15 protein-coding genes are annotated in these 13,397 nt (G+C 46.7%); 3 read left to right on the forward strand and 12 right to left on the reverse strand.

The genetic code is table 11. From position 1 onward, the window contains the following. Window positions 1-8: 8 nt before the first annotated feature. From QBE54_RS07455 to fabZ, 7 genes are read right to left on the reverse strand one after another with little or no spacing between them, the layout of a single operon-like run. Window positions 9-1,034, reverse strand: coding sequence for a Clp1/GlmU family protein (locus tag QBE54_RS07455; RefSeq protein WP_369017566.1), 1,026 nt, complete (start codon window positions 1,032-1,034; stop codon window positions 9-11). After that, window positions 1,024-1,743 (reverse strand): polysaccharide deacetylase family protein, encoded by a 720-nt coding sequence (locus QBE54_RS07460; protein ID WP_369017567.1) that lies wholly within the window; start codon window positions 1,741-1,743, stop codon window positions 1,024-1,026. Before QBE54_RS07460 ends, QBE54_RS07455 begins: the two co-directional genes overlap by 11 nt. Continuing rightward, entirely contained in the window at window positions 1,743-2,069 is a 327-nt protein-coding gene (gene trxA, locus QBE54_RS07465; protein WP_369017568.1) for a thioredoxin, read from the reverse strand. Before trxA ends, QBE54_RS07460 begins: the two co-directional genes overlap by 1 nt. A 1-nt stretch (window position 2,070) precedes the next feature. After that, a complete protein-coding gene (gene plsY / locus QBE54_RS07470; RefSeq protein WP_369017569.1) occupies window positions 2,071-2,670 on the reverse strand; it encodes a glycerol-3-phosphate 1-O-acyltransferase PlsY in 600 nt (199 codons plus the stop codon). Continuing rightward, window positions 2,670-3,914: a beta-ketoacyl-ACP synthase II gene (gene fabF, locus QBE54_RS07475; protein WP_369017570.1), complete on the reverse strand. Its 1,245-nt coding sequence runs from the start codon at window positions 3,912-3,914 to the stop codon at window positions 2,670-2,672. Before fabF ends, plsY begins: the two co-directional genes overlap by 1 nt. Window positions 3,915-3,930: 16 nt before the next feature. Continuing rightward, complete coding sequence (locus tag QBE54_RS07480; protein ID WP_369017571.1) at window positions 3,931-4,914, reverse strand: beta-ketoacyl-ACP synthase III; 984 nt, start codon at window positions 4,912-4,914, stop codon at window positions 3,931-3,933. Between the two features lie 3 nt (window positions 4,915-4,917). Further along, on the reverse strand, window positions 4,918-5,355 hold the full coding sequence (gene fabZ, locus QBE54_RS07485) for a 3-hydroxyacyl-ACP dehydratase FabZ (protein WP_369017572.1): 438 nt from the start codon (window positions 5,353-5,355) through the stop codon (window positions 4,918-4,920). A gap of 119 nt (window positions 5,356-5,474) precedes the next feature. Between fabZ and QBE54_RS07490 the strand changes: the two genes are divergently transcribed. Together QBE54_RS07490 and QBE54_RS07495 are read left to right on the forward strand one after the other, a co-directional pair. After that, entirely contained in the window at window positions 5,475-6,557 is a 1,083-nt protein-coding gene (locus QBE54_RS07490; RefSeq protein ID WP_369017573.1) for a SurA N-terminal domain-containing protein, read from the forward strand. Between the two features lie 12 nt (window positions 6,558-6,569). Next, the gene (locus QBE54_RS07495; protein ID WP_369017574.1) at window positions 6,570-7,772 is read left to right on the forward strand and encodes a VanW family protein; all 1,203 of its coding nucleotides are present in this window, start codon (window positions 6,570-6,572) and stop codon (window positions 7,770-7,772) included. Here QBE54_RS07495 and QBE54_RS07500 read toward each other — a convergent pair. Further along, window positions 7,766-8,767, reverse strand: coding sequence for a uroporphyrinogen decarboxylase family protein (locus QBE54_RS07500; RefSeq protein WP_369017575.1), 1,002 nt, complete (start codon window positions 8,765-8,767; stop codon window positions 7,766-7,768). The two genes, QBE54_RS07495 and QBE54_RS07500, sit on opposite strands and share 7 nt — an antisense overlap. Before the next feature lie 13 nt (window positions 8,768-8,780). Further along, window positions 8,781-9,383: a hypothetical protein gene (locus QBE54_RS07505; protein ID WP_369017576.1), complete on the reverse strand. Its 603-nt coding sequence runs from the start codon at window positions 9,381-9,383 to the stop codon at window positions 8,781-8,783. A 69-nt stretch (window positions 9,384-9,452) separates the two neighbouring features. On the opposite strand from QBE54_RS07505, the gene QBE54_RS07510 reads away from it, so the two are divergent. Next, entirely contained in the window at window positions 9,453-9,845 is a 393-nt protein-coding gene (locus QBE54_RS07510; RefSeq protein ID WP_369017577.1) for an OsmC family protein, read from the forward strand. Between the two features lie 29 nt (window positions 9,846-9,874). On the opposite strand, the gene QBE54_RS07515 is transcribed toward QBE54_RS07510, so the two are convergent. The 3 genes from QBE54_RS07515 to QBE54_RS07525 are packed head-to-tail and all read right to left on the reverse strand — an operon-like array spanning window position 9,875 to window position 13,345. Continuing rightward, window positions 9,875-11,017, reverse strand: coding sequence for an aldo/keto reductase (locus tag QBE54_RS07515; protein ID WP_369017578.1), 1,143 nt, complete (start codon window positions 11,015-11,017; stop codon window positions 9,875-9,877). A gap of 57 nt (window positions 11,018-11,074) precedes the next feature. Next, window positions 11,075-12,391 (reverse strand): alpha-galactosidase, encoded by a 1,317-nt coding sequence (gene melA / locus QBE54_RS07520; protein ID WP_369017579.1) that lies wholly within the window; start codon window positions 12,389-12,391, stop codon window positions 11,075-11,077. An 18-nt stretch (window positions 12,392-12,409) separates the two neighbouring features. Then, window positions 12,410-13,345 carry a uroporphyrinogen decarboxylase family protein gene (locus QBE54_RS07525; protein WP_369017580.1) on the reverse strand — a complete coding sequence of 312 codons (936 nt, stop codon included), beginning with the start codon at window positions 13,343-13,345 and terminating at the stop codon, window positions 12,410-12,412. Between the last annotated feature and the right edge of the window lie 52 nt (window positions 13,346-13,397).

Below are 13,397 nucleotides of genomic sequence, written 5' to 3' on the forward strand. Positions count from 1 at the left end.
ACCTGTATTTACCTTAAAATCTTCCAGGACAAACGACCCATTTCCTCACCCTGAGGGTTTACCTTCAGGTCACCGCAAACCACGAAGTGGGGCTCTGCCTGAGATAGGGTGGTGCCCCATATTTCCATTTTGCCTTTTGCAAAGTCGATTTTTCTGATGATACCCAGTCCTATCTCTCGAAGCTGCTTCGAATACAGGCAACAAAGGAGATTATTCATATCTTCAGGAAGAAGCCAGTAGCCACTCCGCTCTTCAAGGGGAAAATCTTGCTGTACTTTTTCTGAGCAAAGGAGATGATACCGCTTTCTTCCCACTTTGAAAACCATTCCCCACTCCGCTTGCAAAGCCTGCTGAAGATAGAAATAAGGGGAAAGGGGGGCAAAAAGACGCAACCTGGATAGCTCCAGGACAAGCTTTCTGCCTCGTGAAAAATACTCCGCAAAAAGCAGTTTCCGACGAGCTTTTCTTTCTTCAGCACCTTTATTTTTCACTCCTTCCGGAGTAGGCAAAATCAGAAAATCCCTACCCTTCAAAACCTTAAGTACCCGGAATTCCTCTTCATTGCCCAGGCCAATCACCAGCTGAGGCATCAAAAGCTTTATCTTAAGCATCTTGAGATACAACCCTTCCAGCCCCCGAAAAAGACCACAGGTGTCGACCACCACCACCTGGGAAAGTGCTCGAGCCATCTGCACCAGCTCAAAGACAGAGAGCGCAGTCAAAAGCAAATGCCTGGAAGGTGTGGTATCACCTACAAAACGGAAATAAGGAGTGAACAACGCTTCCTGACTCCCCAGCTGGCTCCCCGGCGGAAGCATTCCCACCGTAGTTGGCGGACCCACCACGGACTGTCCCAGGTCGCTATCCACCAGAGCACAGCTGCGACCACATTCCCTAAAGAAATCACAGATAAGCCTTACCAGAGTGGTTTTCCCCCGGTCCACCGGAGCAACCACCAGAATTGTCCCTTCAAAACTGGTAAGCTTTTCTCGAAGAATAACCCACTCCTCTGGCCAGGAAAGCTCAACGCCCATAAGCTCCACTCAAAAGACAGGACAAAGGCAATATCCGATATCCCTCTTCAGTAAGTGCAGCAATCATCTCATCCAATAAAGAAGCAGTCTGGGGAACCACATGGAGAAGAATAATATCACCCGGAGAAAGACCAGCAAGTAAATTCTCCATAATTTGCTCTTTGCAATCGCTTAGTGCCCAGTCCCTGGTATCCAGAGACCACATCAAAATACTGTAGCCAGTACGCCCACAGGCTTCCTTTACCCGATCGTTAAGAAATCCTCCAGGTGGTCTGAAATACAAGGGGATACGGCCTGTAAGGTCAAAAATCACTTGCTCACACTTTTTGATATCCTGAATCATTGCTTCCAGCTTTTGAGAATCATCAAAGTTATGTGAAAAAGAATGATTTCCCAACTCGTGACCCTGCAAAACTATTTCCTTGAGCAACTCCGGATATCTTTGAGCTTGCGCACCAATAATAAAAAAGGTGGCTTTAACCTCTCTTTTATTCAAAACCTCCAGAATCTCCGGAAGAGCCGGAGCTGGAGCATCATCAAAGGTCAAAGCCACCACTTTATCCTCTACCTGCGCCCGGGTGATCACCCTCACTTGGTTCAAGCCGTAAACTTCTGTTTTCCCGTCAAATTCAAAGGTAAAAGCTCTATTACTTCCAAAAACTATGATCCAGAGAGCAATCAACCCCAAAAACGCAAACTGAAGACGCATCAAACAACGGCTTTTAGCTTTTGCTCAATGCTTCTTTTGGGAAGGTATCCTACCAGTCGTTCCACTTCCTGACCGTTCTTAAAAATGATTAAGGTAGGAATGGCATGGATGCCATACTGCTGGGCCACAGAGGGAGACTGATCGGTGTTAAGCTTGGCTACCTTAACCTTACCAGCCCACTCCTCGGCGATTTCCTCCACAATAGGGGCTAACATACGGCAAGGCATGCACCAGGAAGCCCAAAAATCAACCAGCACGGGAAGCTCGGATTCGAGAACCTCCTGCTTAAAATTATCCTGATTAACTTCCACAACGTTTCCTGCCATTTCAATCACGCTCCTTTTTCTGGCCGATTTTTAGTTCTTGTCCAGAAATCAATCGGCGAATGTTTTCTCTGTGCCTTATAAACACGAGCACCGCAGCAAGTATTCCCCAGAACACAAAATGCCAGGGACGACCAAACAACACCAGAAAAACGGGCATCAGAGCCGCTCCAGTGAGGGAACCCAGCGAGGAATAGCGAGTCAGAGCCACCGCCACTACCCAGGCAAGGAAACACAGGGAAGCTGCAGGCCAGGAAAGATAAAAAAGCACTCCCAGAGTGGTCGCCACACCTTTGCCACCCCTGAAGCCCAGAAAAATCGACCAGTTATGACCGATTACAATCAGGAAGACCGCCACCAGCCACCAGCCAGGATGAGGGAGAAAAACACTGGCTAAATAGGCACCCACAAACCCCTTCAGGGCATCAAGAACTCCTGCCAGTAAAGCTCCTTTAAAACCCACCACCCGGGAAACGTTGGTAGCACCAATGTTGCCGCTTCCAAACTTTCTTATATCAACACCCCGCAACACCCAACCCACGATGAGACCGCAGGGCAAAGAGCCCAGGAGATAATTAATGATCAGGATAAGCCACCAGGGCATCAGCGTTCACCATACCTTCCAAAAACCAGCGTTCCGTTGTGCCCACCAAAACCAAAAGAATTAGAAAGGGCATGACGAATGGAGCAGGTCACACTCTTTTGGGGCGTGTAATCAAGGTCGCATTCTGGATCCGGATTTTCAAGGTTAATGGTAGGAGGAATCACTCCATGGTAGACCGACAAAACCGTAGCTGCAGCTTCGATAGCCCCAGCTGCTCCAAGGAGGTGGCCCACCATCGATTTAATGGAACTTATCTTGATGGAATACGCATGCTCCCCGAAAGCGCGCTTTATGGCCAGGGTTTCCATACGATCGTTAAGTGGTGTGGAAGTACCATGGGCATTTATATAATCAACATCCTGGGGTTCAATTCCTGCATCCTGCATGGCGTAAAGCATGGCACGGGCCGCTCCGCTGCCTTCCGGGTCCGGAGCAGTAATATGATAAGCATCGCAGGTGGATGCATATCCTTTCAGCTCAGCGTATATACGAGCACCTCTTTCCCTGGCCACTTCTTCTGCCTCAAGTAAAAGGGCGGCAGCACCTTCAGCCATCACAAAGCCGTCGCGGTCCCGGTCGAAAGGACGAGAAGCCCTTTCTGGCTCATGGTTGCGCATTGATAGTGCTTTCATAGCACAGAACCCTGCCAGAGAAATGGGTGTTATGGAAGCCTCAGCACCTACCGCAATCATCCAGTCAGCTTCTCCAAGTTGAATGATGCGCAGCGCCTCGCCCAGGGCATGGGTTGAAGCTTCACAGGCCGTGGAAACACAACTATTTGGCCCCTTGAGACCCAGTTGAATAGCTACATTGGCTGCTCCCATATTAACAATCATCATAGGAATAAAGAAAGGACTGACCTTGGATGGTCCCTTTTCCAATAAGGTCCTATGCTGCTCTTCAAAGGTTTTAATACCTCCGATGCCCGAACCTAAGATTACCCCGATGAGGTTACGGTCTATGCGCGTAATATCCAGGCCTGCATCTTCAATGGCCATCATTGAAGCACATACTGCAAACTGGGAGAAACGATCCATCCTACGAGCTTCTTTGCGAGAAAGGAATTTATCTGGGTCAAAATCCCGTACCTCGCCAGCGATTTGCGAGTCAAAGTCAGTGGGGTCAAAAGCTTCTATTCGCCTGATGCCTGAACGACCTTCAAGCAGTGCTTGCCAGAAATTATCTTTCCCGGTACCTACCGGACTGATTACTCCCAGTCCAGTAACAACTACTCTTCTTTTCAAGGACAAAACCTCCTTTTCACCACCGGATGACTGTAGAACCCCAGGTTAAACCTGCACCAAAACCAACCAGCAACAGTAAATCACCATCCTTAATTCTTCCTTCACGATAGGCTTCGTCAAGAGCAATGGGAATAGAGGCGGAGGAAGTGTTGCCGTATTTGTGCACGTTAACAAAAATTTTCTCCTGGGGAATCTTCAGCCTTCGAGCTGCAGAATCGATGATTCGTATATTGGCTTGATGAGGAATAAACAGAGCAACCTCTTCAAGCCCTATGCCAGCCCTTCTGGCCACCTCTTTCGAGGCTTCCTCCATTATTCTTACTGCAAACTTGAACACCTCATTACCATTCATCTTGATGTAATGCATTCGCCCTTCCACGCTTTCCTTTGAAGCCGGCATGCGGGAACCTCCCGCTGGAAGTTCCAAAAGATGTGCACCCCCACCGTCGCTACCCAGGTAAGAAGCCAGTAAACCTGGATGATCCGTTTTCTCAAGTATACAGGCTCCTGCCCCATCTCCAAACAGGACACAGGTAGCACGGTCTTCCCAATCTACAATTTTGGAAAGCGTTTCTGCGCCAACCACCAGAGCTTTGTTGCCTCCACCCCCAATCAGGTATTTTTCAGCTACAACCAGCGCGTAAACAAAACCAGTACATCCAGCTTCAAGATCAAAACAGGCTGCTCGAGGAGCACCCAGTTCACGCTGCAAAAGGCAGGCCGTAGCGGGGAAAGCCATATCCGGTGTAACCGTAGCCACCAGTATCAAATCCAGTTCTTGAGGGTCAACCTGGGCCATTTGCAAAGCTCGACGAGCGGCCTCAAGAGCCAGTGAGGAAGTTGTTTCTTGAGGCGAAGCTATTCTCCTCTCCTTAATCCCAGTGCGTGTGGTTATCCATTCATCGCTGGTATCCACCATCTTTTCAAGGTCCTGATTGGTTAAAACCTTGCTCGGGACATAAGAACCAACACCACTCACCTTTGCAAAAAATCTCTCCAACTCCTATTCCTCCTTAGCTTCCACCAGGGAAAAACCAATCTCTGCTTCGGCCACAACCTGGTCACCAACTCGAGCTACTCCACTAAGTTTCCCCATTCTCCGTTTAAGCTTCAAAAGGGTAAGCTCCATGACCAGCTGGTCACCGGGCACTACAGGCCTTCTGAAGCGAACATTTTCAAGAGTCGTAAAGTAAGGAATGCAGTTTCGAAATTCCTCCATGTTCATCATCATGGTTGCTCCGACCTGGGCCATGCTTTCCAGAATCAAAACTCCGGGCATAACCGGTCGTCCAGGAAAATGTCCTTGGAAAAACCACTCGTTGACGGTAACGTTTTTAATACCCACTACCCGGTTTTCTTCCAGCGCAACTATTCTATCAACCAGGAGGAACGGAAAGCGATGCGGTAGTATTTCCTGAATCTGTCTAACATCAAGTTCCATCCTCAAATACCTCCTTGGTGTTTTTAATAATGTATCCAAAGAGAAGCAAATTGACAAGCGAAAGCGTTTAAAGTAGTATTATTGGCAAAACGGAAGGCAATCAAGAGGTGGACGGGAAAATGATGAGAAGCTTGCGTAAAAACCTGGATGTAATACTGATTATAGTAGTAGTTGCTTTTGCAGTAACCATTTACTATGGTTATGGAGCATACAGGCGTTCGGGGAGAACCACTCAGGCAGCAGCTGCGACAGTCAATAATACGGTTATTACCTTTTCAGAGCTCGATGCAGCCTTTCGAAATCTTCTCTCTCGTTACGACAGCAAGACCTTGAACCAGATGGATGAAAAAGCTTTTGAGTTCTTGCGCATGATGACGCTTGAAAATCTCATCAACAATGAACTGCTTTACCAGGAGGCTCGTTCCAGAAAAATCAAGGTTTCTGCTCAGGAAATAGAGGAGCAACTCAACGCCATTAAGGCCAACTTCCCCTCTGAAAAGGAATTTAACGATTTTCTGAGTTACCAGCGCCTCAGCCTGCCCGTCCTCCGTGAATCCATAAAGCGAGAGCTTATGATTCAAAAACTCATCGATTCCCTTGCTCAAGACATCGAAATTCCAGAAGAAGAAATCCAAAAATATTACAATGAACATATCAGCCTGTTCACTACTCCTGCCCAGTATCACCTGCGCCAGATAACCGTCCCCTCACAGGAAGAAGCCGATAAAGCCCTCAAACGCATTTATCTGGGGGAAGACTTTTCTAAGGTGGCTCAGGAAATATCCCAAGACCAGTATGCCTCAAACGGTGGAGACCTGGGCTGGGTCAGCGAAGCCCTGATTCCGGAAGAGGCACGAGGTGCTATAAAAGAACTCGCTGACCGACCGAACGCAGTCACTGGAGTTATTAAAATAGGAGACCTTTACCGCATTTATCAGGTTCTTGAGTTCAAACCAGAACAGGTTACCCCATTTGAAGAAGCTAAAGAAGATATACGCAAAATACTGGAAAATGAGCAGAAAAACGTTCGCCTGGAGCACTTGATTTCTGAACTCCGCGAAAAGAGTACCATCACCATTTCAGAAGCTCTGAAATCTCAGGAAAGCCAGGAAGCAGAAAGCGAGAGCACCCCTCAAGGAGCATCTTCTGAAGACCAAACACCGGCTACTTCAGAAAACAATACCGAAGAAAGCACTCCTTGAAGGGTGAACACAGTGTATAGAAGTTTCTTAGTGATGGTAGCCGCAGCGCTGGCTGCGGCGCTTTTGCTTCTGTCGTTTGTCAGCAATCATTCCCCAAAAGAGGTCAGTATCCACCTCTGGGAATATGACCTTTCCAACCTGAAAAGGAGTGAGCTCCTCCCCTTCTTGGAACTGGTCAACAAGGACTGGTTGAGCCAACCCTTCCAGGTGAAGGTACAAAACAAGTCGTTTCTATTTCCCAAAAAAGAGCTGGGATGGAAGCTGAACCTCGTGGCAACCCGGAAAGCAATTCTTGAGGCCACAACGCCTCAAGTAACCCCGGTTTTTGACTACGACCCTGAAGCAACCCTGCAATGGCTCCAGGAACTCGCTCGGGAAACTATGCTCCCTCCAAAAGACGCTTCACGTTTGGGAAACAAAATCATAAGGGGCCAGACCGAAAAAAGCATTAATGCCGAAGTAGCTTTACAGAAAATAACTCAGGCTATCGAACAGGGCAAAAGCGAGGTAGAGCTCACTCTGGTAGAATCCAGACCTCCTCGGAAAAACACTGAGCAGGTGCTCGAAGAAATAGGGTGCCCATATCTTCTGGCTTCTTTCCAAACTTCCTGTCAGAACAAAGAAGAAGGTGCACTTTTTAACATTCAGAAAGCAGCACAGACTATTGATGGTTTAATCATCGAACGCGATAAGCTTTTCTCTTTTAATGAAGTGGTGGGAGAAGCCGGAAAAGAAGACGGTTATCGGGAAGCTCCCGTTTTCGTGAACGGAAACCTGAGCACTGGTTTCGGAGGAGGCATCTGTCAGGTGGTATCTACCCTTTATAACGCTCTTTTGCTTACCGAAGCCCAAATCATTGAACGCCATCCTCATTCTGGTTACTACCCGGAAACCGCTTATGTGCCACCTGGAAGAGACGCAGCGGTAAGTTACGGATATAAGGATTTTCGCTTCCGGTTCGCAAACCAGAAAGTGGTCATATTTGCTGAAGTGGACGAAAACCAGATGCTCACCGTATCCATATGGGGAGAAAAAGAAAACCACCTGCAGCGGTCCTTTAAAACCGAGGTTTTAGCCACTCAAAAGGCAGAGGAAGGGAAAGCCTTTTTAACTGTGCGTACTACTGTTTTTGAAAACGGAAACCCTCTTCTCAGCTACCAAGATACCTACTTAACCAGCGAAGAATTCGCAAAAGAACTCTCCGAGACCTACTGATTCCAGATGACCTCCATCATAGCCAGAATGTTCTCACAGGGAATGTCTTTGGGTAAAGCATGGGAAGGAGCGGCAATATAGCCCCCGCTTTTACCTATTTCCTCGATGATTCTTTTTACCTCCCTTCTCACTTCCTCTGGAGTACCAAAAGGCAAAAGACGCTGAATGCTTATGCCTCCCCAGAAAGCAAGCCTGCCCTGATATTGCCTTTTAATGGCAAAAATATCCATCACTTCAGGCTGAAAGGGGTTAAAAACGTCAAGCCCAATTTCCACCAGGTCAGGAAGAATTTCCTGAACTTTGCCACAGGAGTGAAGAGTTGCTTTTTTACCCTTTTTCTTAGCAAGAGCAATGAGTTCTGCAAGGCGGGGCTTTATGAACTTCCTCCACAGGTGAGGACCCATGATAAGGCCCTGCTGCCAGCCCCAGTCATCCCCAAAATGTACTCCGTCCAGCCCCATATCCAGAGCTTGGTCGATAACCCGCAGGTTGAAATAGTTGATGTGGTCGAGCAGGTCTTCCACAAAATCTGGGTTCATAACCATATCAGAAAGCAGGTTCTCCATCCCTCGCAGGCTCCAGGCTCGCTCAAACAGGGTGTAGGTCTGGCGCAAAAGCAGGAACTTATTGCGGTTTTTCTCTACAAAATCAGGTATTGCTTCAAAGCGGCGGGGGTCATCAGGATCAGGAAAACGGTATCCAGAAAGCGAGGGCTTCTCCAGAATCGGGGTGGGATTCCCTATATCCGGGTCAATGTGGCGGTCCCAAACCACTCCCCATTCATCCCGCACAAAACCAGGTTTGATTTCTGAAAAACCGTGAGGAGGAATTGCCTTTATAAAAGCTAAGTGATTTCCCCACTTATCAAGAAAGCCATTGTCCCCAAGAAAGCGGGCCATCTTCTCCCGAGCAGGGATGGTAAAATCAATGTGGTGAGGGACTTTATCGATGTCCCTGTATTCTATGGCCCTCAGTATCCGTTCTTTTTCAGTCACTAAGAACACCCCCCTATTTCTCCCGAGCAATGACCTCTATGTCCACAACCGGTTTATCCCGAAGCAACTGGCCCAGATTGAACGTTTGATACCAGGTTGTACCATCAACCTGGCCATCAACAAAGCTAAGAATCTCCCCCGGCATGTATGCCTTAACCAGAAGTTCCACTGAGCTCAGAAAGGGTTTTATACCCCAGGAAGCGGCACCCTGAAGTGAAGACTCAAGACTTTCGCCTTCCACTTTACCCTTCAAAATCACCAGGTCTCCATCCTTAACGAGTGTGAAATCTCTACCCAGAAACTGTTCGGTAAACTCCTTTACTCTTTCTGGGTGTTCACTGAAATCCCACACCCAGGCAACTGCATAAGGAGGAGCGTCTTTTTTCTCCTGAAGAGAAATGAATTCCCGATCCTCAGGAGAAAGCTTTTTGTATTCCTGCAGCGCAAACGCACGCGCTTTATCAAACACGGTATAGTCTTGAGTATAAATCACTACCCTGGCCCGGGGAATGGTGGCTTGAGAGTCAACTTTAACCGCTACTTCAACCTGAGCACAACCCGCAAGCAGAAGCAGTAACCCTAAAAGGAGAATCAATGCCAGCAATTTCTTTGCCATAGGAATACCTCCAGGGAATAAATGTTTTTAAAAATATTAACACAGTTCAAGCTGAGGAGGTAAAAAAACATGGCCTATGTAGAACTCACTGCCCAAAAAGGAAAGGTTGAAGCCCGGATTGGCGAAGCAACCATTCATTTCAAAAGCAGTGGTGCGGAAAGTGAAACCGGCCACTGGCCCACCGAATATATTCTGGCAGCGCTGGGGAGCTGTTTTGCAGGCACCGCCTTTGCTTATGCGAAAACCAAAAACTTCCCTCTTGAAAAGGTAACTGCTCGCATCAAAGGAGAGCTGGCTGATGCCCCTTCAAGAATTGCCAAAATCGAGATGGAAGTGGAAATGGAAGGTAATCTCACGCCTCAAGAGCGCGAAAGAATTCTCAAAGCTGCAGAAAGAGCCTGCACAGTCATGAACACTCTGCGCCAGGGCGTGGAACAAATAGAAGCCAGGCTGGCTTTTTAGTAGAAACTGCTGCCATCTGGCAGCAGTTTCTAAAAGATGCGGTTATAACCTGGAGGTCTCTGGTCAGTAAGCTTGGCATGAGCAATGTTGAGTTTCCTTACTACAGCAATACCATAGGGGCAACGCTTCTCACACTCTCCACACTGGTTGCAGGAAAGCACGTTTCTTGAAAGCTCCGAATATGCTTTCTGTGCATAATCCTGGTTGCCAAACCAGAAACGCAACCGATCCCGGAGAGCATATTCAGCAGGGTCACGCACTATTCCATCCTGCATCTGACGGTCGTATTGACCTTCGAGTAGGAAAATCCGAGGGATATCGATGCCCTGGGGACAGGGAAGACATTCCCCACACTGACGGCACACATAATTGCCAAGCTCCGGTGCACTACGGAACCATTCCTCTTCCTCTTTCTCTTTCTCTTTCTCGCTCATGGGAGTGAAATTCTCCACCACGGCAATGTCCTTTCTCAAATACTCCTCAGTATTAGCACCCAGGACCACACAGCTTACTGGAAGAGAAAGAGTGTAGCGCAAAGCCTGCTCAAAATTACGCCACAGAAAACCATCTGCAAAGGGCTTCATAGCCAGAATGCCCACTCCTTTGCTTTGGGCGAGGGGAATAACTTCCTCCTCCCAGCCTGGAAAATTGAAGCGGTCAAAGTAATTGAGGGGAATCATCAGCGCATCGAATGGATAACTCTCCAGTGCCTTCACGGCAACTTCTGGTGTCACATGGTTTGAAAAGGCGAGATAACGAATTTTTCCGTCCTTTCTGGCTTTCTCGAGCCCTTCCAGTGCACCACCAGGAGCAAGAATTTCTTCAAGCGTTTCAAAGCGGTTGAGTTCATGAATAAAGAAAAGGTCCAGGCAGTCAGTGTTTAACCTTTTCAAACTGCCTTCGATAGAAAGGAGTATCTCCTCCTTTTTTCTACTCCTTGACTTGGTGGCCACCACACACTCTTTTCTCCGGGTTTTCAAAACTTCACCAACTTTCTTTTCCGAATCCCCATGCCCATAAAGCTCGGCAGTCTCAAGGTAATTCCCTCCCAGGTCCAGATACAGGTTGATAAGACGCACTGCGTCCTCGAAAAGAAGTTCTACCAGGTGAAAACCACCCAGACCCAGAAGAGAAAGTTCAAGCTCGGTGCTGCCCAGTTTTCTTTTCTCCATACCCAATCCCCCTTTGGGGCATTATCTCTCAAAAAGAAAACACTGACAAGGGAATATTCAGAACCAGTAATCGGGAAGATATTCTTTCTCAGCTTCAAACATTTCATCAACCATGCTTTTGATTTCATCGAGTGAGAGCACCGCCGAAGTGAGGGGGTCATAGTACAGTGAATAATATATGTAGTCTCTTTTCTTTTCGAGAATGCCTTTTACAGCCATTTCCTGACTCTGAACCACCATTCGGTTCAAAGCAGCAAGCTGTAGGGGCAAATCACCCACAGAAGCAGGTCTGATACCCAGCCTTTCAACAAAGCAAGGTACCTCCACAATACATTCCCCAGGTAAATTAGTAATTAATCCTTTGTTGGGAAGATTAATGTTTGCCCGGAAAGTCTCTCCACTCTCCAGTGCATAGATTATCTTTATCCCGTACTCGTCACTTTCTGAAACATCAATCTCCTTCTCTCCACTGGCAATTGCTTCCAGTTCTTCTTCATACCTTTCCCTATCTGTGCCATAGAGTTTCAATATAAAGCCGGTTTCTCCATTCCATCCTCCACCCGGAGTAAATTTTTCCAAAAGATCTTTCCTCTTGCGAAACCAGGGATTATATTCTGAATTATGTCCGCTACTTTCGGTAACAAAATACCCAAGATGTTTAAACATCTCAAACCGGGTGGTATCCTGAACCCAGAGCTCCATTCTATCAGCAGCTTTCCTTAAGCGGGGATACAGGTCTTCTCCTTTATGGCGCAATTCTAAAAACCATGCCTGGTGGTTTATCCCGGCTACCCAGTATTCAATCTCTTCAAAGGGTACTCCGAGGTAAGAAGCAAGTTGTCTGGCAGTATGCTGGACACTATGGCACAGGCCGTAAAAAGCAAGCTCGGGGAATTTCTCCTTTACCACCCAGCATAAAATCGACATGGGATTAGTGTAGTTGAGAATCACTGCTTCAGAGCACAACTCTTCTATGTCCCGGCATATATCCAGAATCACTGGTGTGGTCCTTAAAGCTCTGAATACCCCACCCGGTCCTATGGTATCTCCAATACACTGGTCTACACCATATTTAAGCGGTATTTCGATATCTTTTTGAATAACCTCAATACCACCCACCAGAATAGAGATAAACACATAATCCGTACCCGGAAGTGCTTCTCTCCTCTCGGTGGTAGCAAAAATCTGATTCTCGCCAAGGCCGTTTTCTCTAAACAGGCGACGTGCAATTCTCTCAATATAGCTCAAGCGCTTAGTATCAATATCAACCAGCGCTACCTCAATTTCTTCTTTCGGAAAAGGGAAAGAAACAAGATCCATGAGCAATCTCTGAGTAAAGATCAAGCTTCCAGCGCCAATAAAAGTGATTTTCATAGGCTTATCTTCCAGGAGTTATCCTGAAGTGACGGAAATAGGATAACTACCATATCTTTTACATAATTCTCTCATAAAAACGATATTCTCGAAAGGCGTATCACGATGAACTTGATCTCCAGTGCCCAACACAAAACCTCCTCCACTAGCAGCCTTATAAATGCAATCTTTAACCTCTGCCTCAATCTCTCCCAGTGTACCTTCGCATAAAACTCGTGTGCGAACATTTCCTTTCAAAGCTAACCTATCTCCAAACCTTCTCTTCACCAATCCAAGATCCACATCTCCAAGAGGAGGACTCTCAAGTGGACAAAGCAAATCTACACCCGCTTCTGCAATATCTTCAATTATTCCCATCACACGACCATGCTGGTGGAGATGCAACGGTTTCCCAAACATATGAGCAAATTCAGTGATTTCTCTCAAAAAGGGAATTTCCCATTCCCGGTACAACTTTGGATTAATAATGGGTATCGCAGAATAAGAACAACCTACAAAGAACTCGTCGAATTTTTTAGTAACTTTACAAATAGCTTTCATCTTTTCTTTGGTATGATCTATAAACTCACGATGAAGTCTTTTAAAAAAAGAAGGATGCTCAAAGAGATCTTCAAAAACTTTTTCTAATCCTCCTTCACGAGATGAAATAAGAAGATCAAAAAAAAGACCGCTAATTGCCAATGACACAATTCCAGCATCTCCAGTTTCCTTATAAGCTTCTTCTATCTCTTCCGCAACTATTTCAAAAGAAGGAGGAAAAAGAAATTTTTTGTATTCTATCCAGTCTTCAAATGCCTTGACAGGGCGTTCTAACAACCAAGGAGCATCGTCCCGTGGAGCAACAAAAACCTCACGAAAAACCATTTTGTTAGTTGACTTAAAAAGGTGTATTTCGACAACCTCCTCATTCCGATAAATAACATTCGCTTCCTCTTCTAAATCATTACTAATCATCTTTGGGAAAACAGTTATCCACCCACACACATCAAAAAATTTTGCACACCCA

The sequence above is a fragment of the Thermatribacter velox genome (assembly GCF_038396615.1).
Classification (GTDB): domain Bacteria; phylum Atribacterota; class Atribacteria; order Atribacterales; family Thermatribacteraceae; genus Thermatribacter; species Thermatribacter velox.